We start from the raw sequence: 20,355 nt of genomic DNA, 5'->3' as shown, positions 1-20,355 counted from the left end.
CGAGCTGATGTCTGAACAGCACACTCCCACCGTCGCGCGGTTCTACACCGCCGCTCGGCGCATCCCGGTCCTCATCGGCAAGATCAACGGCGCCCGCATCCCGGGTGGCCCGTACACGCTGACGCAGATCGTGGTCGGCGGGATCGTGCTGTGGGTCGGGTACAAGACCGCGGGCCTCTGGGGCGCCGGCCTGTACCCACTCGTGCGGATGACGGTGCTCGCCGGCATCGCGTTCGGTGCCACCTGGGCAACCGGCAAGATCCCCACCACCCGCCGGCGCCTCATGGACCTCGCGTCCGACTTCAGCACGGCGCTGTCGCTGCCCGAGCTCGGCAGCTACAAGGGCAAGCGGATCAGCATCGCCCGCCCCCACCTGGTCGGCGGGACCGTGCTGATGCAACTCGAACCGGAGGCTCTCGCAACCGCCGCTCCAGTAGCGACCGCCACGACGGCGGAACGGCCGGCGCCGGTTGCACCGACAGCAGACCCCGCCCCGGTCGCCGTGATCGCCGCGGAGCCCGAACCCGTCGCGGCACCCGAGCTCATCGCCGCAGACGAGCTCCCCGAGAACGTCATCCCGATCCGTCGCAGCTACGCGACTGGCGTCGAGCGCCTGCTCGAGCAGGCCCGTCGAAAGGAATCCCAGTGAACCGTCTACCCGCGATCGCGATGACCGGACACCTGATGTGGACCCGCAGCGGCACCGTGTGGGCCACCTGGCGGCTCAACGGGCTCGCCAAGGGGTTCGGGAGCAGCCAGAAGCAGGCGTGGTCGCAGGCGTACCACCAGGATCTGTTCCAGTCTATCCGGGGGGAGTACCTGCTCCTCGGCCTCACCGCGGACCTCGACCCCATCTCGATCGTCAACCGGATGCTCGCCAACGTCGACATGAACGACAGCCCGGCGTGGGCGATGGAGACGATGCTCACCCTCGACGCCCTCGCGGAGCGTCCCCTCGGCAAGCGCGAGTTCTGGCTGTGCGCACCGCTTCGGATCGGAGGCGCCGCGCAGGCCGCATCCACCGCTCGACGCAGCGCCGAGGTCGCGGCCCGCGATCTGCTCTCGCTGCCGATGCGCCCGCCGACGCCGAAGGAGATCCTCTCGGCGCTGCAGGCCGCAGGGAAGATCGAGGAGCAGCTGCCGGCAGCGTTCGAGCCGCACCGCTCCACCGTCGCCGAGCAGGTCTGGATCGCCGCGCACTCGCAGACCCGCGGGCTCGGCCTGGACCTCGCCGCACCCGACCAGTCGGGCCGCACCCTCGGCGGCGTCGCGCAGCAGTACGGCGCCGACGAGATCCCGCAGCGCGTCGCCTCGGCCGCGGTGTTCCCCAACCCGGTGATCGACGAAGGCGGCCAGAGCGACATCACCAACAAGCTCGAGAAGTTCGACCCGTTCTCCCGCCGCTACGTGAAGGTCCAGAACCTGCGTGAGGAGAGCACGTCGTACCAGGTGCTCCTGGCCCTCGCCGGCACCCCGAAGGGCGGGTGGGAGACCCCCGCCGTCGACTGGGTCGGACGGATCGACGAGCTCGGCGTCGAGGCGGACTGGGCGCTCCGACTGAACGTCCTCGCCGGCCGCGACGCCGCCCGCCGCAACAAGCGCGCCGAGGTGAACCTGACCGACCAGCTCGACCAGCAGGACGGCACGGCAGCGATCACGGGATCGGGCGGTGCCCTCTCCGAGACCGCCGCGACCCTGGCGGAGTACCACGCGGCGCTCAACCGGTCGGACAAGGAGGTCGAGATCCAGGCGACGATGATCCTCGCGATCGGCGGCCCCACCGCCGAGGAAGCCCGCTCTCGCGCCCAGTTCCTGCAGAAGGACTTCAAGGGCATCGACTTCACCTTCGACATCCCCCTCGGAGCGCAGGAGGCGCTCTGGTGGGGCATGCAGCCCGGCGTCCCCACCTCCCGTCAGGTCCGCGAATTCGTCGAGATCACCTCCGGCGCGATGTTCTCCACGATGGTGCCGCTGACCTCCACCGACCTCGGCGACCCCACTGGGATGCTGTTCGCGCACAACATCACGTCCGGCACCGAGCGCCCCGTGCTGCTCGACTTCGAAGCGCACATCCTCGCCGACGTCTCCGCGTCGATCGCGTTCGCCGCCGAACCCGGAGCGGGCAAGTCGACCGCGCTCAAGAGCGTCCTCGGCGCCAACTTCGATCGCGGCGCCCGCATTGTGCTCATCGACCGCACCGTGCTCATGGAGTACGCGAAGTTCGCCGAGTCCCTCGCGCAGGACCAGACCGCCGTGGTCGACCTCACCGACCCGCTCTGGTCTCTGGACCCGCTGCGGATCTTCGGCGCCCGTGAGGGAGCCGCCGCCGCCCAGACGCTCATGTCCGCACTGCTCGGCATCCCCGCACGCTCCCGTGAGGGTGCCCGGCTGTCCAAGGTGCTCGGCCCCGAGTACGCCGCCGAGCACGAGCTCACGTCGATGGGTGCCCTCTACCGGCACCTGCAGGAGCTCGGCAAGGGCGGCGACGTCCAGGCCGACACCCTCGCCGATCTGATGGGGCTCTACGTCGACAAGCACTTCGGGAAGGTGCTGTTCGACTCCGACCTGCCCGCGCTGGACCTGTCCAAGCGCGCGATCGCGTTCCTCACCCACGGCGTCGCACTGCCCGAGGCGGACGAGATCAACAACCCGAAGCTCTTCGACGAAATGCCGATCGAAAAGCTCTTCGGCCGAGCCATGTACGCGCTGCTGGTGACCATCAGCCGCCAGGTGTGCTTCGCCGACGACGACGACCTCGCCGTGTTCGCCGTCGACGAGGTCTTCCACGTCACCGCCTCCCCGGAGGGCCAGCAGCAGCTCAAGATCTTCTACCGCGACGGCCGCAAGCACAAAGCCGGCGTCGCCGTCGCCAGCCAGGACGCTCACGACTTCGGCGACGAGCTCTCCCGGGGCATGATCAAGACCCGCGTCGTGATGCGCCAGACCGACCGCGGACTCGCCGCCGGCAACCTCGACTGGTTCCACGAAGGACTCGGCCAGGACCCGGCGATGGTCGACATCGTCACGAAGGACGTCTCCCCGATCGGGCCGGACGGGCACGTGGCGACCGATCGTCGCGGTGAGGGGCTCTACCTCGACATCCAGGGCCGCATGGGCAAGATCCGCGTCGCCCTCCCGCAGGAACCCTCCCGCCGCACCGCCGTGCTCTCGACCCCGTCGAAGAGCGGCGCCACCAAAGAACGGGTGCCGGCATGATCACCTTCGCCCTGTCCGGCTACCGGACCATCCGCGCTCGAGCACGTCGCCTCTGGTGGTGGGCCTGCCGGCACCCGAAGACCGCGATGCTGCTCGCCCTCGCGCTCTGCTGGCTCATCTCAGCGATCCTCGCCGTCCCGGCCGCCTACGCCGACGGCTCCGCGAACTCCTCCGCGCCGCCCTACATGCCGCCGAGCGACCTCAAGGACTCCAACGGCGTCCCGCTGTGGAGGTACACGATCCTCCCGCTCGACCGCGGCGACGTGTGGCACCCGCAGAAGACCGCGATCTCCTGGGTGATCGACCTGCTCTGGACCCTCAACCTCGCGTGCTTCTCCTGGTGCCTGTGGCTGCTGTCGTTCCTGCTCGAGTTCACCTGGGTCGACTGGATCGCGACGCCGGTCGGCGCGATTGCCGACACCCTCCAGTCCGTCCTGTCGCAGTTCGGGTGGGCACCGGTCGCCCTCGCTGTCGCCGGCCTCGTCTTCGGCTGCGCTGTTGCGTTCGGCAAGTTCGCGAAGGGAGCCATCGACCTCGGCGTCTCGATCCTGTGCTTCGTGCTCGCCACCGGCGCACTCGCCAACCCCGTAGCCGCCCTGACCGGCGACCACGGAGCCCTCACCTGGGCGGAATCGACCGGCGCGAACCTGTCGGTCAGCGTGCTCTCCACCGACGGCGCAGACCCGACCGGCACCCCGGACAAGGACCAGGCGAAGGATCTGATCTCGCAGTCACTGATGGGCGGCCTGATCGACGTGTTCGTCCGCATCCCGTCGCAGGAGATCGCCTTTGGGCACGCCCTGTCGGGGGAGTGCGACACGACCTTCACCCAGCAGATGAAGAACGCCTCCGCGTTCGACAGCAGCTCCACGAACGTCCGCGACGCCGTCGGCAAGTGCGACAAGGACGCGCAGGAGTACGTCACGCACCCGAGCACCTCCCAGATCCTCACCACGCTCTCGATCCAGGGCGGGAGCGGCACCCTGCTCCTCATCGCACTCGCGATGGCGCTGATCACCATGATCGCGGTGATCTACGCCCTCATGAACGCGGCGAAGCTGATGGTGAACGTCTACGCCGCGATGCTGCCCGGCGTCGCACGTGAGGCGCTCTGGCGATCGTGGGTCGGCATGTACGTCGGAGCGTTCTCACTCGCGGTGTCGATCGTCATGCTCGCCGCGTACCTCAAGATCCTCGGTTCGGTCATGAAGGCCGTCTCCGACGCCGGCCTGTCGATCGTCGCGCAGACCACCATCATCGACATCTTCGTGATCGCCCTGATCATCACCCTCTTCTGGGCGTTCTTCGCAGCCCGCCGCTCGGGCAAGAACCTCGCCAAGTGGCTCGCGACCCTCGGCAACCGGGTCGGTTCCAACCAGCGGCAGCCGCTCTCACCGATCAAGGCCGAGACCCTCCGCACCGCTGGCCGGTATGCCGCGAATCGGCTCTCCCGGCCCCGACCGAAGCCGCAACTGCCGGCCGCACCGACCGCGAGCTCGCTCGACGCCGGCAACCTGACCGCGACGCCGACCGCCCGCCGTACCGGTGGCGCAGTCTCGACCGCCGTCCGCTCCGCTGCGAGCGCGGGCCAGCTCGTGGCCGCCGCATCCACCGGCGGCACCTCGGCCGTCGCTATGAAGGCCATGCAGATCGGCGGCAAGAAGGTGCTGCAGCGTCAGGCGCTCGGCTCGATGCCATCGGTCGCCGGGAAGGCGCTCGGCTCGATGCCCTCCGTCACCGGCAAGGTGCTCGATCGGAAGGTCGCCCACCACGGTGCAGGGACTCCCTCCACCAGCAGCGGCACCTCGAGCACCGGAACATCGAACACGGGCTCCTCAAGCAGCGGCATGTCGATCTCGCGACCGGTGTCCGGTGCCAGCGCGGTCCCCTTCGGCCGGCAGATCGTGGTCGACCCGTCCGGCGTCGGACGCATCGCCCCGGCAAGCGTGGACAACAGCGGCGTCTACCAGATCACTCGCGCCCGGCCGGCGCAGGTCGCACAGTCACCCGTCCGGGCCGCCCTCGAACGCGCCGCGCAGGCAGCGCAGACCGGAGCCTCCGCATGAACAAGAAGGTCGCCGCGATCGTCGCCGCCGGCATGGTCGTCGTCCTCGTCCCCGTCCTCGGCATCACCGGACTGGTGGTGACGAGCTCCCTGCAGCTGCTCTCCGGCTCCCCAGCGGCCCTCGGCTGCACGGCACCGGGAACCGGCGGCGACACGACCAACGCCAGCGACACCGGCACTACCCGCGTCGACGCCGGCAATGGCAAGACGATCAAGCTCAACACCGAGCAGGCCAAGAACGCGGCGACCATCATCTCGGTCGGCAAGGGCCTGAACGTCCCCGCCCGCGGCCTGCAGGTCGCTCTGATGACCGCCCTGCAGGAGTCCCAGCTGCGCAACCTCGACTACGGCGACCGCGACTCCGTGGGGTTCTTCCAGCAGCGCGCCAACTGGGGGTCGTACGAGGAGCGCCAGGACCCCGTCTACGAGGCCAGGGCGTTCTTCGGCGGACCCCTCGGGCCGAACCACGGCACCCCAAAGGGTCTGCTCGACGTCGCGAACTGGCAGGATCTCAGCCTCAACGACGCCGCCCAGGCCGTGCAGATCTCCGGGTTCCCCGACGCGTACGGGCAGTGGGAGAACGCCGCGGCGTCGATCATGTCCGACCAGGGCGTCACCGTCACCGCCGACACCGTGTCCCAGACCACCAGCAACGGCGGCGGTTGCAGCGGCAGCTCGGGTAGCAATGCCGGCGACGCGCAGAACGCGTCATGGTCCGCACCGAACGGGAAGACCGGGGCCGACATGGTCGCCTACGCCGAGCAGTACGTCGGCAAGGTGCCGTACTCGGGAGCGTGCGGTTCCGCCGGCAGCCCGACTGCCGGCTGGTGCTGCACCGGGTTCGTCTACTACATGTATCACCAGGTGCTCGGGATCGATCTGCCGAGCCCGGTCGTCTCAGGCCAGCTCGCGCAAGCGCACCAGATTCCCGCATCCGAGGCGCAGGCCGGCGACCTGGTCGCGTGGGTCGGCCACCACATCGGGATCTACGACGGCAAGGGCGGCCTCATCCACTCACCGGACTGGGGGCGCAACCTCACCCACGCGAAGAGCTACCAGTTCACCATCGGCGGTACCGGTCCGACCTTCTGGCGCGTCAACGCGATCGGCGACGGCAGCTGGTGAGGCGGTACCTCAGCTGAACTGACGCTGCGTACGGCGCTCCCGCCCCACCCGGGCGAAGAATGCGCACGCCAGCCCGGCCGCAACCGCGATCGCTGCAATACCGCTGACGACTTGGCCCGGGTAGTACGCCGCCGGCACCACGAGCGTCACCACGGCGACGACGAACCGCAGCAACGCCAGAAGGAACCCTGCCAGCAGGAACCGAGACGTCATCCGGGCGCTCAGATCCCCGCTCGAGAGACCGCGGCGCACCAACGGCACCAGCAGCAGAGCGATGTACGCCGGGTACGCCGTCGCCAGCGTCGAGTAGACGCGCACGAGCGGGCTCCCGAGATCCCCAGCGAGATCCGGCGCGATCCGCCCGGTGTGCACGACGGCGAAGACCGCGACCTCCGCGAGCATGAGCACGATGAACACCGCGGCGCCCGGCAGTCCCGACACCAGCCGCTGCGTCCGCGGGGCGTCGTACGCCCGCGCAACCGCGCTTCCGGCCAGCAGCAGGCCCGTGAACAACAGCAGTTTCGCCACCAGGTCCACGGCGTTCGGGATCGGGACCAGTCGCCCGAGCGCCGCGTAGACGGCCGGTGTGATCAGCGCGAACGCCGCCACGATCGACGCGGCTGACAGCACCACCGGAAGGTTCCGGCCGGCCAGGGCCGACGGAAGGCGCGTCAGCGCAAGCGCCGCCAACACCACGACGATGAGATACCCGATCACCATGCTCAACCCAACGTGCTCTGAATGCGTCGCGCGGCATCCTCATCAGAGGCCCGCCGGCGAGCTCCCCGGAGAGTGCCCGCAAGACGAGCCTGCACCAGTTCGATGAGCGCCACATCCCGGAGCCGACTGAGCGTGTACTCGCGAGCTCCATCCGGCCAGCCCGCCTCCGCCAACGTGAGCACTCCGGCTGCCGCCAGACCGCTCGTCAACGACGTCTGCGCGATCCGCGCTGCCTCGACGAGCTGACGAGGTCGCAACTTGTTCTCGGTGATCGCCGTGGCGAGATTCGACGGCGACACTGCGAACCGCTCACTCAGCGACTGCCGGATGGTGCCCGGGTCGACGGCATCGATCCAGTTGCGCACCGAGTCATACTGCGGCGGGTCTTCCCACTGACGAGGCGGACGCAGCAGATCCGAGCGACGCGGATCTCGACGCGCCAGGAGCTCCGTCATCGCGTCGTTCAACGTCACCTGCGACAGCACCTCAACCTGCAACGGCGGCCGGACGCCAGCTGCGAGCTCGTTGTACTCGTCGAAGGCTGACAGGGACTCCACCGGGTCGATACCCAGCGCCCTGCTCGCCTCGATGATCACGCTCTCCCGGACCCGCCCACGCAACAACTGGGCGCTCAAGGTGGTCCGGCTCACGCCGACTGCACGAGCCAACGGCGCCATGCCCTCGGGCAGCCCGGCCTCAGCGGCCCAACGCCGGAACGCACTTGCGCCAACGGACACGGAGGCCTCCTCGGCGAGCGCGGTCGTGGACAGATCGGTATAGATGGGTGACCGCGGGGTAGAACGAGGCGGTTACTTCTGTAATATTGTCACTCGAAGGGGGGTCATGTCAGGTGGGAACTCAATGTGTCGCGAATCGCGTGGATCACGTCGACGTCCGCAGACCAGTAGATGACCGAGCCTGCGCCCCTGGAGTGTGTCGTGCGTCGTTTTCGGATGGCGCCGGCCTCGAGGAGTGCGGTCAGGTGGTGGCCGGCGGCGTTCCGGGAGAGCCCGGTGCTCGCCATGACCTCGTTTGCCGTGACCTCGTTGCTGTCCATGACCACCCGCAGGACTCGGATGCGCGCCGGTGTCCCCGACACCACGGCGCAGGCCTCCTCGAGGGAGGGGGCTTCGTTCAGGCCATCGGGCATCGTCCCAGTCTACGGAGGTACTTGCCAATGGTTGGTAAGTACCATAGTTTGGTAAGTAGAAGAACAGCGGGCCCTGCCCGGTCAACGGAGGGGCGTCTCGCGGCTCGGGAACTGATTTGTCCCGGTTCATGCCTGCAGATGCACCTCTCATAGGTAGAGACCCATTCGGAGGGAATGACGTGGCTACAGCGACAGGAACCGCAACCGACGTACCGGTGAGGAGCGACGGCGCGATCGCGCCGGTGCGCACGCGCCGGTCGTGGGTGTACGCCGCGGGTGCGGCCGCGCTCATCATCGTCGGCGGTGTCGCCAGCGTCTTCATCTACTCGACGTCGTCGCACACCCAGCAGGTGTTCGTGGTCGCCAAGAGCATCGACCGTGGCGACACCATCACCAAGGACGACCTCACGACCATCGACGTCGCCGCAGGGCAGCGCACCGCCGGCGTCGCGTCGACGGACGCGAGCAGCCTCATCGGCAAGGTCGCCACAGTCGACCTCCCCGAGGGCAGCCTCGTCACCAAGTCCGCGATCGCTTCGGCGCTGCCCGTCCCAGGCGGGCAGGCCCTCGTCGGGCTCTCGCTCAAGCCGGCGCAGCTCCCGGCGCAGCAGCTCGTCGCGGGGGACCGCATCGAGGTGGTCCCCATCGCCGCTACGGACGGCTCCGGCTCCGCGGTGAAGAGCAACGCCGCCCCCATCCAGGGCGTCGTCTCCGCGTCCCGGACCAGCCAGTCCTCCGGCACGACGATCGTCGACGTCTACATCAACGCGAAGAACGCCGCCGATGTCACCAGCCGCGCCGCGGCCGGACAGGTCGCCATCTACCTCGCAGCGGCGGAGGACTGACATGGCCGTCCACGCCTTCGCCTCTTTCGCGGGCTCTCCCGGCGTCACCACCGCGGCGTTCGCGTTCGCGGTGCACTGGCCGCGACCGGTGATCGTGTTCGAAGCCGAGACCGCCAACGCGACGTCCGCGATGACGGGCTTCTTCCGCTCGAACCTGCACCCGAGTGCCGGCGGCTTGGACAAGGTCGCCGTCGCCTACTCCCGCAACGTGCTCACCTGGCAGGACCTCATTACGCCCGAGAGCGGGCTGTCGATCGCTGTGCACGAGCTCCCGGAGCTTCCGCAGGCGATCCCGGCGTTGCCCAACGGGCACCGCATGTGGGTCGTCCCCGGCTTCCACAAGCTCAGCATCGTTGACGGCGTCCGCCGCATGTGGGCGCGGTTCCCGCACCTGTTCCGCGCGATCAGCGAAGCCGGCATCGACGTGATCGTTGACCTCGGCCGGGTCGCTCACGAGGACATCCGACTGCCGCTGCTCGACTCCGCAGACCGCGTCACCGTCTTCTCCGAGAGCACGATGGTCGACCTCAACCGGATCTACCGCCGTGCCGAACTCCCCGACTTCGCCGAACGCCTGCAGGGCGTCGGCCGCGCGGAGAAGTACCGGCTGGTACTGACCGAGTCCCGCTACGAAGCCATTCCCGCCAGCGACTTCGGCCGCAACGTCCTGCCCGTGCTCGCCGAACTGCCCTGGGACCCCGACGGCGCCGCCGTGTTCTCGCTCGGCCGTCCCGACGCCAAGCCCCAGCGCAACGCCTACCGCCAGGCAGTCCGCCGGGCCGTGGCCGCCCTCGACGAACAGACGACAGCAGATCTCGACCGGAAGGTGGTGGGCTGAGTGGCCGACGAGCAGACCCCCCAGATCAGCATCAGCCAGCGGCCGTTCCTGGCCGATCTCGCGGCAGACCCGAACATCGCCCCCGCCAGCGTGGAGCCGACCGAGCCCGGCCGTGCAGACGGCCGTACGCACCTCTTCGCCGCCGCCAGCGGCGCCCGACTGCACCTGGTCGACCCGATCCCCGCATCTCCCGAGCAGCTCGAGCAGCCGGAAGCACCCGCAGCGCCGATCCCGGACTTCATGCGCCGGGACCGTGCACGCGACACGCTCGTCGAGACCCACGACCGCGACGCCGACGACGTCAACTGGCGGCTCGTCGACGAGCACGTGAAGGAGCTGAACCTCCTGGACTCGGCGACCCGCTCCCGGGCGGACTTCGACGTCGCGATCGCCTCCGTCGGCCCGGAAACCGAGTTCGAGGAAGAGGCGCTGGCAGAGATGCGCCGGCGTACGGAACGGCACGTGCAGTACGAGGTCGTCAACCACGGCCCGGACCGCGACTGGGACACCGGCCGCATCGAACGGCACGTGCAGGCGATGTTCGACACCGCGTTCCGGTACGGCCGGTTCCAGCAGTTCCTGCGCGAGCCCGACGTCGAAGACATCACCGTGGTCGGCTACGACAACGTCATGGTGACCAAGACCGACGGCCGACGTGAAGCACGCCGTCCGATGGCCGAGAGCAACGACGACCTCCTCCGGATGGTCGCCGACCTTGCCTCCGCCCGTGGCCGCGTGTTCGCCCGCCCCAACGGGCACATCGACCTCGACATCGGCGGCGTCCGGTTCTCCGGCACCGGCTCCGCGATCACCTCACTGCCGGACCTCACCTTCCGCAAGCACAACCTCGTCGACATCGACCTGCCCGGCATGGTGCGGCTCGGCTCGCTCCCGAAGGCCGGCGCCGGCATCCTCAGCGCCGCCGTCGAAGCGAACCAGTGCATCCTGGTCGCCGGCTACCCCGCGGCCGGCAAGACGACCTTCCTCCGCGCGCTCATGTCCGCGGTGCACCCCGACGAGAAGATCGCGACGATCGAGACCGAGCGCGAGCTCTACCTCGGCAAGAACCCGGAACGGCACCGCCAGGTCACCGACCTGCAGTACCTGCCGTCGACCGTCGGCACCGGCGACCTCGCCGTCCCGTACAGCCTCGAGGACGCCTTCCTGCAGTCGCTGCGCGTCTCCGCCCAGCGCATCCTCTTCGGCGAGATCCGCGGACCGGAAGGCCCCGTCGCGATCAAGGCGATGCTCGCCGGCAAGGGGTCCCTGTCGACGATCCACGCCCGCAACGCCAACGACGCCCTCCACCGCTTCGCGGACGTCCTCATGAGCGAGCAGGGCCTCAGCAGCGACATCGTCCCGCTGCGCCAGATCCTGCGCACGATCCAGATCGTCGTGTACCTCGACACCATCCCGAACGGCGACGGCACCCGCCGCCGCATCGTCTCGGAGATCGCCGAAGTCATCCCGCGCCCCGGCGGCGACGGGCAGACCCCGCTGGCGTCCCCGCTCATCAAGTGGAACTACGACCACGAGACCTACGAGAAGCACCGCCCGTCGCCCGAGCTCGAGCAGACGTTCCGCCGCAACGGGCTCAACCCCGAGATCCTGTGGGAGGAATGATGGCGCTCCTCGCAGCTCTCGCCGGCGCCGTCTTCGTCGCCGGGATCATCCTGCTCGTCCGCGCGTTCCGCCCGGCACCCCCGAAGCCTGTCTCGAAGAAGACGTCCGGCCCGACCCTGGCGCAGCGCTGGAAGGCGGTGTCGCGCCGAACGAAGAACACGATCGTGCTCGGCCTCATCGCCGGCGTTGTCGCCGCGGCGATCTCCGGCATCATCCTGCTGCTGGTCGTCGTCCCCGCCGCGGTGATCGGCCTGCCGCTGCTGCTCGGCAAGCAGGACACCCGCGAGCGGGATCTCCTCTCCGCACTCGAAGCGTGGACCCGCTCGCTGGCGTCCACGGCGGAGACCGGCGAGTTCACCCTCCGCGAGGTCGTCGACGTCACCAGGGCCTCCACGCCGGCGATCATCCGTGTTCCCGTGGACCGCCTCGCAGCCCGCATGAACGGCTCGTGGTCCAGCTCCGCAGCGCTCCGAGCGTTCGCCGACGAGCTCGACAACCCGTGGGCCGACGAAGTCACCATCTACCTCATCCAGGCTGCCGAGTTCAGCTCCGGAGGCCTCGCCACCGCCCTCGACGGTGTCGCCGACAACCTCGCCGTACAGACCGCGATGCGGTTCGAGATCTACAACGAGCAGGACAAGCCCCGCCGCACCATGCGCACCATGACGCTCATCGTCGGCGTCGTCCTCGTCGGCATCGTCCTGTTCTCCCACACCCCGCAGATCGCGACCTACCGCACCCCCGTCGGGCAAGTCCTCCTCGCCGTCATCCTCGCCGGCTTCGTGGCCTTGCTCGTCTGGGCGAAATCGCTGACGCGCACCCGTTCCGAACCGCGCATCATCATCACCGATCCGGAGGTGCGTCGATGAACCCCGCACTCCTGGCGTTCCTCCCTGGGGCGCTCGTGGGAACCGGTCTCGCCGTGTTCCTCCTCACCCGCGCACCGCGGACGATCCGCGTCGACGATGCCCTCGCCCGCCTCGGCGACGTCAACACCGTCAGTCTCAGCCCCGCGGGTCGTCAGCCTGGCTTCGAGCGAGCGGGCAGCTGGCTCCACCAGCACCTCCCCAACCTCCCTGGGCTGTCCGCGCCGACCAAGCAGCTCGACCTGCTCGAGATGCCCGTCGCGAAGTTCTACGGCGAGAAGCTGCAGCTCGCTGTCTTCGGGTTCCTCGCGCCGCTCGTGCTGCCGTTCCTGTTCAAGCTCTTCACTGGACACTTCTTCGCGCTGCCGCTGCTGCTCTCACCAGTAGTTGCCTTCATCTTGTGGAACGCCCCTGACTCGAGCGTTCGCGCACGAGCGAAGGCCGCACAACGCGAGTTCACCCGATTCGTCACGATCTACCTCGAGCTGGTCGCGGTCGCGCTCCTCGGCGAAGTCAACGCCGACAACGCACTCAAGTCGGCCGCGAGCGTGTCGGACTCGTGGGTCTTCAAGCGCATCCGGCGCGAGTACCAGGTCGCCGAGCTCAGCCGCGTCTCCAAGTGGGATGCCCTCGCTCGCCTCGGCGACGAGGTCGACGTCCCCGCCCTGGTCGAGATGGCGCGCATGATGCGCCTTGCCGAAGCCCGGGTCGGGCTCCGCACCCAGCTGCGAGCGGCCTGCAACAAGCTCCGCCGGCAGGTCGCCGCCGACGACAAGGATGCCGCCGAGCGCGTCACCTCCAGCATGGGCTGGCCGGTCGCGGTGTCCCTGCTGCCGATCATCCTGATCACGATGACCCCCGCCGTCCTCCAGCTCCTCACGACCACCACCTGACCACCGAAAGGAACCCATCATGAACCGCATCCGCACCGCCGTTCTCCGTCGCACCGTCACCCTGCAGGCAGACCTGCAGGAGCGTCTCGACAAGCTCACCGACGACGCCGAGGCCGGCCTCGAGGACTCGGCCTGGAAGGCCATCTGGGTCGTCTCCGGCGCCGTCGCCGCGCTCGCGATCGCCGGAGCCGTCGCAGCATGGGCCACCGGATACCTGGGCAAGCTCCCCGGTTGATCCCGAGACCCACCGTGACCAGCATCAGGAAGGGAGGAACCATGCAGCGCATCATCGCGATCGCACGACGACTGCGGACCGACGAAGACGGCTACGCAGCGTCGGCGATCATCGCGCCCGTGATCTTCCTGCTGCTGTTCACGGCGCTGCAGGGCGCGCTTTGGTATCAGGGCACCAACGTCGCGCAGAACGCCGCCGTCGCCGCGTACAACGACGCTCGTGCCTACGAGTCCACCACCGGGGCCGGTCAAGCCTCAGCACGACAGGTGCTCGATCAGGCCGGCGGGTTCCTCCAGGACAGCAACGTGTCGGTCAACCGGTCTGCCGACACGGTCACGGTCGACGTCACCGGCCAAGTCGTGTCGATGATCCCTGGCGTGCAGTTGCCGGCGGTACACCGCACGATCACCGGCCCGGTCGAGCGATGGGTGCCCGCACCATGATGATGACCATTCGACGCATCCTGCTCGACGAGCGCGGCGACCTCGAGGACCTGCCTCCGGTGACGGTCATGATCATCGCCGCGATGATCCCGATCCTCGGGATCGTGGTCTTCCTCGGCCGGTACGGGCTCACCGACAACAGCGTGCTGTCCGCGGCGTTCGCGGCAGCCCGAGACGCCTCCATGTCACGCGGTACCGACGCCGTCGCGCACGCCAAGGAAGCAGCGCAGCTCGCACTTGGCGACAACACCCACTGCGCCTCGCTCGACGTCACGATCGGCGGCAACGGGCTCACCACCGGCCTCGGCCAGACCGGGACCGTCACCGCGACGATCACGTGTCGCGTCAACACCGGCGACCTGTCCATCCCGGGCATCCCCGGCTCGATGACGATCACCAAGACCGCGTCGAGCCCCGTCGACCCCTACCGAGAGCGGTGAACCCATGAAGTTCATCCCGATGATGCTGATCCTCTGCATCGCCATGATGGTCGTGGCCGGTGCGGTCGTCGACGGCGACGGGAAGACCCAAACCCTGCAGCAAGCCCTCACTGTCGCGCAGGGCGCCGCCCGAGCCGGCACCAACGCGGCCACGGGCAACTCCGTCAACGGGGACGCCTTCAACCTCAGTCCCGACGCTGCCGTGACCGCGGCGGAGAACTACATCAGCGCCGCCGGCGTCCACGGTAGTGCCAGCATCATCGACAACCAGGTGTACGTCACCGTGCAGGAGACCTACACGCCGAAGATCCTCGGTGGCTTCGGTGTCGGACCCATGCCGGTCCACGCCACAGCGTCCGCCCGCCTCGTCGACCACTGAACGAACAGGAACACGACATGACCATCAACCCAAGGCTCGCCCCAGTTGCCGCGGTCGCGATCGGCGCGCTCGTCTTCCTCGCCGGCTGCACCAGCACCCCCGCAGCGGACCCGACCGCGAGCTCGAGCAAGACCACCACCCCGACTCCCACTCCCTCGGCGTACACCCCGCTTACGAAGCCCGGAAGTGTGGACGCCCCGAAGGATCAGAACGAGGCCTGGAGCGGCGCATCCGCGACCGTGAAGGACTTCATCGGCGTGCAGTACGAGATCCAGCACGACGGCGGCGCCAACCCCGAACGCATCGACAAGTTCGCCATCGGCACCGCTCGCGATTCGGTGCACACGGTGGCCGGTCAGCTCGCCGAGCAGAAGATCACAGTCACTGGGGCGCCGAAGTGGACTCCCGACGCCGCCGCGTCCACCTACGGGGCGCTGATCGACCACGACGGGACACAGATCCCGAACGGGACCGTCTACGTCGTCGGATGTTTCGACACCTCGGACCAGGTCTCCAAGAAAGCTGACGGCTCGATCGCTCCGAAGTCCGAGACAGTCCGATTCCCCGTGCAGTTCAAGACGCAGTACATCCCGGATGACAAGGCATGGGAAGTCGCCGAAGGGAAGAACCTCACCGGAGCGGGGGCTCCGACATGCTGAGGCGCAAGCGCTCACGGCTCGCTGGGCTGCTCGCCGCTCTCGGTGTTGCAGTCTCGGTCGTCGTAGCGTCGCCGGCGTTCGCGGACGGCAGCGGTGGGTGCTCCACCGACCCGTTCAGCCCGGTCTGCAGCGTCGGCGTGGGTGTTCCCGGCTCAGGTGGCGGAGGGTCGGGTGGTGGAACCACAGCCCCTGCACCAGGCGGGGACGATGGGACACCGGCTGACTTCACACCTGGCCCGCAGAAGTGCACCTACAACGACAAGGACATCCCCTGCCAGAGCGACGACGGCTGGTGGTCGTCGAACGGCAATTGCACCGGCTACGTCAAGCTCAGCGACCCGCAACCAGCCCCCGAGGCGGGCGAGTCCGCCGCGACCGGCGCCTGGTACACCTGCACCTGCCCGGGCGCTGACGCCGGCAGTGGCCGCGACTGCTACGGCGGCACGTTCTGGTCCAACACCCCGCCCGCCGGCATCAACCGGTACACGCCCGCGCAGGCGGCGGCGGCCCTGGTGAAGACCTTCCAGCTCGAGGGCATCGACATCGGCATGGCCCCGGCCAGCAAGACGCACACCGACGACCCCGCCGGCACCGCGCCCTACCGTCGCACCTGGGTCGGTATCCCCGTCTGGCTCTGGGTCGAGAACCCCCAACCCCTGACCTACGGGCCGTACTCCAAGACCGCGACCATCGGCGGCGTCACCGTCACCGCAACCGCGACCGTCTCGGGCGTCACGTGGTCCAGCGGCGACGGCCAGACCGTCAACTGCGGTGCCGGCACCGCGTTCAATCAGGCCGCGATGGGCAACCAAGTCGCCACCGACTCGCCGACCTGCGGATTCCGGTACACGCACACCTCCAAGGGCGGCACCTTCCAGGTCAACGCCACCAGCCACTGGACGGTGAACTGGACTGGTGGTGGCACCGACGGCACGATCGCCGTCCGCGACACGCAGAGCTCCACCGCCGTCCGCGTGGGCGAGCTCCAGAGCGTCAACACCGTCCCCGACGGCGGCACCTACGGATGAGGCCCACACGGGAGCGGCCGAGTGCGGAAAAGCCCGCGCTCGGCCGCTCCTGCGGCCCGTTCCGACACGGCTCCGGTGTGTCGGGCGGCCGTCTTCCTACACTGATGCCACCCGCACGGGGGACAGAAAGGCAGCACCATGCGTAGGTTCATCACCGGTTTCGGCGCTCTCATCGCGATCGTCGCCGTCCTCGTGGGCGTCCCAATCGTTCTCATCGTCGCCGCGGGCAACCCGCTGCCCTCTGGAGCGCAGCTGCAGAGCATCATCACGCTCACCCCGGACTACGGCAACACGATCCTCCTGACCAAGCTGCTGCCCTGCGCCGGCTGGATCGCATGGGTGCTCTTCGCAGTCCCGTTCCTGATCGAGCTCGGCGCCACCATCACCGGCCGCCCGACCAAGAAGCGTCTCCCGATCTTCCGCGGCCAGCAGCACGTCGCCGCGGCCCTCATTGCCGCCGTGCTCGTCATGTTCGCCGGCGGCACGATGATCGGCACCGCACAGCCGGCCAACGCGGCGCCCGCACCCGCCGCTACCGTCGCCTCGCAGCCAGTCGAGACTCCCGCAGCCGCCCCGGCCGCTCCGCGTGCTCCGCCGGCGGCTGAGACCCCCGCACCTGCAGCTCCGACCGTGACAACAAAGACGGTCCACCACACCGTGGTGCCCGGTGACAACCTCTGGAGCATCGCTGAGCAGTACTACGGCGATGGCACCCGGGATCTCGACATCTTCAACGCCTCCACCGCCACCGTGCAGCCGGACGGTCAGCACCTGACCAACCCGAACCTCCTCCGGCCCGGGTGGAACCTCACCGTCCCCAACGTCACCGTCACCGAGACGCCGGCTCCCGCGCCGCAGCCCGCCGCCCCAGCGCCCGTACCGTCCTCGAGCGCGTCCTCGAGCAACGCCGATGCAGACGCCGGCGTGCCGGCCGCGCCGAGCCCCTCGGCGTCCGCAACCCCCAGCGCTTCCGCGTCAGCGACGCCGAGCGCGACGCCCACCGCCGCACCGAGCGCCAACAGCAGCACCACCGACGCTGGCGCGCAGCACGCGGACTCCGCCGTGGTCGACAACGACGACGACGTGACGATCCCCCTCGCGACCGCCGGTGGCATCGCCGGCATCCTCGCCGCGGGACTCCTCACCGCGCTGGGTGCGCGACGACTCAAGCAGCGCCGCAAGCGCCGCCCTGGCACGCGGATCGCGATGCCCGAGCCTGCCGCCGCGAATCTCGAGCTCGAGCTGCGGATGATCGAGAACCCTCTCGGGCTGCAGGACATCGACAACGCACTCCGCAGCCTGCAGATCTGGGCAGAGGACACCGGAGCCGTCCTCCCGGAACTGTTCGCACTCCGCCTCGAGGAGCAGGAGATCGCGCTCTACCTCAGCGAACCCGCCGACCTGCCCGCACCCTTCGTCGCAGCGTCCGAGGACCGCACCGCCTGGGTCGTCCTCCCCGGCACAGCGACCGAGCCGGTGCGCGAGTCCGTCTCCCCGTACCCCGCACTCGCGACCATCGGCGTTGACGACCACGGGGGAGTGCTCATGCTCGACCTCGAGCAGATCGGCTCGCTCAACGTCGTCGGCGACGAAGACACCGCCCGCGGCGTTCTCAACGCGATCGCCGTGGAGCTCGCCGAGAACCCGTGGTCCGAGCAAATCGAGGTCACCCTCGTCGGCATGCCGCGGGGGCTCGCGCGGGATCTCGACCGGTTCCGTGTCCAACACGTCGACGACACCGCCGCTCTGGTCCGGAACCTGCGCACCAGCCTCGCCGGACGCGAGGCCTCGTTCGACAGCTACGGCGTCGACGGCGTCCACAGTGCCCGCACCCGCGCCACCGACGCCGAGTCCTGGGCACCGCACGTCGTCGTCCTCGGCCAGCTCCCCGACGAAGCGGTGCAGCGCGAGCTGCAGGAGCTCGTCGAGCGAGTGCCGCGCCTCGGCGTCGCCACCATCGCGAACGGCGAGACGATCGGGACCGGCTCCATTGTCCGGATCTCCTCGTCGACGAGCGCCGAACTCGTCTCACCTGGCGACGTCATGCCGCCGCTGCCGTTCACCCCGCAGGTGCTCCAGGGGCGCGAACTGGAGCTCGTCCAGGAACTCTTCGCCACGACCGAGCAGGACGCCGTCGCGGCACCCGCCACCGCCCCGATCACCACCGTCGACGACCTGCAGCCGCAGGAGACCCTCGCAACGGCCACAGACGCCCCGCTCGCAGACGAAGGCCCCACGGTTGCGCAGTCGGAGCCTGAGCCCGCTCCAGCCCCGCAGAGCGCTGCTGACGACATCGTGGACATCGAGGAGGAAGCGCCGACTGCCACCGAGGAGGCCTCCGATGCCGCTTCCGACCCCGTCGATGCCGATTCCGCGCCCGCCGAGGTCGCATCGACGTCGGTGGATGTCCCATCCGCCGCTGTTGATGTCCCATCGGAGCCCGAAACCGTCACCGCACCGGACTGGCCCGCCCCGTACGTGCGGATGCTCGGCACCGTCGACGTGCTGCACCTCGCCGACCCCGACCGGCTGCCCGGCCGCGGCGCCGAGCTGCTGACCTACCTGAGCCTGTCCGCCCCCGCGAACGGAACGATGCTGCAGCAGGCGTTCTGGCCTGACACCGTCAACGCGAAGGACAGCCAGCGCAAGCTCGTGCGCCTCGTCCGCCAGGCGCTCGGCGCCGACCCCGACGGCACCCCGCTCTTCCCCGAGAACAAGAACCAGGAGGGCTACCAGCTCCACCCCGCCATCGGAACCGACTGGCATGACTTCCGCCGCCTCATCGGCGACGACCTCGCCCGCACCAGCAACGAGAACCTCGTCGCCGCGATCAAGCTCGTCCGCGGAACCCCGTTCGCCGGCATCAGCACCCGCCGCGGCTGGTGGGCGTGGATCTCCGTCCTGCAGGAGGAGATGATCGCCGCGGTCATGGACGCCGCGGACGAGCTCGCCCGTCGCGCGCTGGAGATCCGCGACGTCAACCAGGCCCGGTACGCTGCCGGCATCGCCAAGGCCGTCGAACCGCTCAACGAGGCCGGGTGGCGCACGGAGCTGCGCGCAGCGATGCAGGACCGCGACGTCGACGAGATCAACCGCATCGTCGACGAGATGTACGCCCGCGTCGGCGGCGGCGACCCGGACTACGAGCTCGACGATGAAACCGCCGAACTCGTCGACGCTGCAACTCGATGACCGGCGTGGCCTCGGACGGCCGTCGCCTCCGGATCTCGACCACCCTCGCCGGGAGCATCGCCGCTGCCGGCGGCAGCGCACTGCTCGCCATCGTCTTGCACCCGGTCGTCGCCTCCGCGGCGTACGCGTGGACCCTGACTGCGCTGCTCGCCGCCGCGGCCGCCGTCCCCGTCGGAATCGACCTCCGCTCTCGAAAACTCCCCAACCGGTGGGTCGCACCGATCGCCGCCGCTGCCGCTGTGCAGGCCTTCGCTATCGCATACGGCACAGCCGACCCCTGGCGGGTGCTCTGGCCGCTCATCGTCGCCGCCATCGTCTTCGCGTTCTACGTCGCGCTCGGGCTGGCCGGCATGTTCGGTCTGGGCGACGCGAAGTTCGCCGCCGCACTCAGCATCACCGCCGCGATCTACGCCGGCCCCTTGGCCCTGTACCTGATCCCGATCGCCGTACTCCTCGGAGGGCTCTGGCGTGCTCTGCTCACCGCTGTCGGACGAGGCAAGCGGCCCCGTGCACACGGACCCGCGATTGCGATCGCAGCCCTGACGATCCTCGTCACCACGATCGCACTGCAGCAGGCCGCCGGAGCCTTGCGCTGAAACGATGCCGCAGAGCCGTCGTCCGTGAAGGCGCCGGCTCCG

The 20,355-nt window shown here is 69.2% G+C and carries 20 protein-coding genes; 17 read left to right on the top strand and 3 right to left on the bottom strand.

Going from position 1 to position 20,355, the window contains the following annotated elements; all coding sequences use genetic code 11:
* Nucleotides 1-7 precede the first annotated feature (7 nt).
* The 4 genes from LQK89_RS17595 to LQK89_RS17580 are packed head-to-tail and all read left to right on the top strand — an operon-like array spanning nucleotide 8 to nucleotide 6,406.
* Nucleotides 8-649, top strand: coding sequence for a conjugal transfer protein (locus tag LQK89_RS17595; RefSeq protein WP_231050992.1), 642 nt, complete (start codon nucleotides 8-10; stop codon nucleotides 647-649).
* Nucleotides 646-3,216: an ATP-binding protein gene (locus LQK89_RS17590; RefSeq protein ID WP_231050991.1), complete on the top strand. Its 2,571-nt coding sequence runs from the start codon at nucleotides 646-648 to the stop codon at nucleotides 3,214-3,216. Before LQK89_RS17595 ends, LQK89_RS17590 begins: the two co-directional genes overlap by 4 nt.
* Complete coding sequence (locus LQK89_RS17585) at nucleotides 3,213-5,282, top strand: hypothetical protein (protein ID WP_231050990.1); 2,070 nt, start codon at nucleotides 3,213-3,215, stop codon at nucleotides 5,280-5,282. Before LQK89_RS17590 ends, LQK89_RS17585 begins: the two co-directional genes overlap by 4 nt.
* Nucleotides 5,279-6,406: a C40 family peptidase gene (locus tag LQK89_RS17580; protein WP_231050989.1), complete on the top strand. Its 1,128-nt coding sequence runs from the start codon at nucleotides 5,279-5,281 to the stop codon at nucleotides 6,404-6,406. Before LQK89_RS17585 ends, LQK89_RS17580 begins: the two co-directional genes overlap by 4 nt.
* A 9-nt stretch (nucleotides 6,407-6,415) precedes the next feature.
* Here the strand turns inward: LQK89_RS17580 and LQK89_RS17575 are convergent, their stop codons facing one another.
* The 3 genes from LQK89_RS17575 to LQK89_RS17565 form a co-directional block, all read right to left on the bottom strand.
* Nucleotides 6,416-7,132, bottom strand: coding sequence for a hypothetical protein (locus LQK89_RS17575; protein WP_231050988.1), 717 nt, complete (start codon nucleotides 7,130-7,132; stop codon nucleotides 6,416-6,418).
* The gene (locus LQK89_RS17570; RefSeq protein ID WP_231050987.1) at nucleotides 7,129-7,863 is read right to left on the bottom strand and encodes a hypothetical protein; all 735 of its coding nucleotides are present in this window, start codon (nucleotides 7,861-7,863) and stop codon (nucleotides 7,129-7,131) included. The genes LQK89_RS17575 and LQK89_RS17570 overlap by 4 nt, the downstream gene beginning before the upstream one ends.
* A 104-nt stretch (nucleotides 7,864-7,967) precedes the next feature.
* Entirely contained in the window at nucleotides 7,968-8,276 is a 309-nt protein-coding gene (locus tag LQK89_RS17565) for an ArsR/SmtB family transcription factor (protein ID WP_231050986.1), read from the bottom strand.
* 215 nt (nucleotides 8,277-8,491) lie between these two features.
* Between LQK89_RS17565 and LQK89_RS17560 the strand changes: the two genes are divergently transcribed.
* The 13 genes from LQK89_RS17560 to LQK89_RS17500 all read left to right on the top strand — a co-directional run bounded on the left by LQK89_RS17560 (nucleotide 8,492) and on the right by LQK89_RS17500 (nucleotide 20,313).
* Nucleotides 8,492-9,121: an SAF domain-containing protein gene (locus tag LQK89_RS17560; RefSeq protein ID WP_231050985.1), complete on the top strand. Its 630-nt coding sequence runs from the start codon at nucleotides 8,492-8,494 to the stop codon at nucleotides 9,119-9,121.
* A 1-nt stretch (nucleotide 9,122) separates the two neighbouring features.
* Nucleotides 9,123-9,959 (top strand): hypothetical protein, encoded by an 837-nt coding sequence (locus tag LQK89_RS17555; RefSeq protein ID WP_123704910.1) that lies wholly within the window; start codon nucleotides 9,123-9,125, stop codon nucleotides 9,957-9,959.
* A complete protein-coding gene (locus LQK89_RS17550) occupies nucleotides 9,960-11,582 on the top strand; it encodes an ATPase, T2SS/T4P/T4SS family (protein WP_231050984.1) in 1,623 nt (540 codons plus the stop codon).
* Complete coding sequence (locus LQK89_RS17545) at nucleotides 11,579-12,451, top strand: type II secretion system F family protein (protein WP_231050983.1); 873 nt, start codon at nucleotides 11,579-11,581, stop codon at nucleotides 12,449-12,451. The genes LQK89_RS17550 and LQK89_RS17545 overlap by 4 nt, the downstream gene beginning before the upstream one ends.
* Nucleotides 12,448-13,341: a hypothetical protein gene (locus LQK89_RS17540; protein ID WP_231050982.1), complete on the top strand. Its 894-nt coding sequence runs from the start codon at nucleotides 12,448-12,450 to the stop codon at nucleotides 13,339-13,341. Before LQK89_RS17545 ends, LQK89_RS17540 begins: the two co-directional genes overlap by 4 nt.
* A 19-nt stretch (nucleotides 13,342-13,360) precedes the next feature.
* Complete coding sequence (locus tag LQK89_RS17535) at nucleotides 13,361-13,576, top strand: hypothetical protein (protein ID WP_231050981.1); 216 nt, start codon at nucleotides 13,361-13,363, stop codon at nucleotides 13,574-13,576.
* 41 nt (nucleotides 13,577-13,617) lie between these two features.
* Complete coding sequence (locus LQK89_RS17530) at nucleotides 13,618-14,019, top strand: TadE/TadG family type IV pilus assembly protein (RefSeq protein WP_231050980.1); 402 nt, start codon at nucleotides 13,618-13,620, stop codon at nucleotides 14,017-14,019.
* Nucleotides 14,001-14,459 (top strand): hypothetical protein, encoded by a 459-nt coding sequence (locus LQK89_RS17525; RefSeq protein WP_231050979.1) that lies wholly within the window; start codon nucleotides 14,001-14,003, stop codon nucleotides 14,457-14,459. The genes LQK89_RS17530 and LQK89_RS17525 overlap by 19 nt, the downstream gene beginning before the upstream one ends.
* 4 nt (nucleotides 14,460-14,463) lie before the next feature.
* Entirely contained in the window at nucleotides 14,464-14,838 is a 375-nt protein-coding gene (locus LQK89_RS17520) for a hypothetical protein (RefSeq protein ID WP_231050978.1), read from the top strand.
* 17 nt (nucleotides 14,839-14,855) lie between these two features.
* On the top strand, nucleotides 14,856-15,497 hold the full coding sequence (locus LQK89_RS17515; RefSeq protein WP_231050977.1) for a hypothetical protein: 642 nt from the start codon (nucleotides 14,856-14,858) through the stop codon (nucleotides 15,495-15,497).
* Nucleotides 15,491-16,525, top strand: a complete 1,035-nt coding sequence (locus LQK89_RS17510; protein ID WP_231050976.1) for a hypothetical protein — start codon at nucleotides 15,491-15,493, stop codon at nucleotides 16,523-16,525. The genes LQK89_RS17515 and LQK89_RS17510 overlap by 7 nt, the downstream gene beginning before the upstream one ends.
* A 138-nt stretch (nucleotides 16,526-16,663) precedes the next feature.
* Nucleotides 16,664-19,717, top strand: coding sequence for a LysM peptidoglycan-binding domain-containing protein (locus LQK89_RS17505; protein WP_231050975.1), 3,054 nt, complete (start codon nucleotides 16,664-16,666; stop codon nucleotides 19,715-19,717).
* Nucleotides 19,714-20,313 carry a prepilin peptidase gene (locus LQK89_RS17500; protein WP_231050974.1) on the top strand — a complete coding sequence of 200 codons (600 nt, stop codon included), beginning with the start codon at nucleotides 19,714-19,716 and terminating at the stop codon, nucleotides 20,311-20,313. The genes LQK89_RS17505 and LQK89_RS17500 overlap by 4 nt, the downstream gene beginning before the upstream one ends.
* Nucleotides 20,314-20,355: the final 42 nt, after the last annotated feature.

The organism is Curtobacterium sp. C1, assembly GCF_021049325.1.
Taxonomy (GTDB): Bacteria; Actinomycetota; Actinomycetes; order Actinomycetales; family Microbacteriaceae; genus Curtobacterium; species Curtobacterium citreum.
The sequence above is the reverse complement of the archived record's forward strand: the minus strand, read 5'-3'. Positions and strand labels throughout refer to the sequence as shown.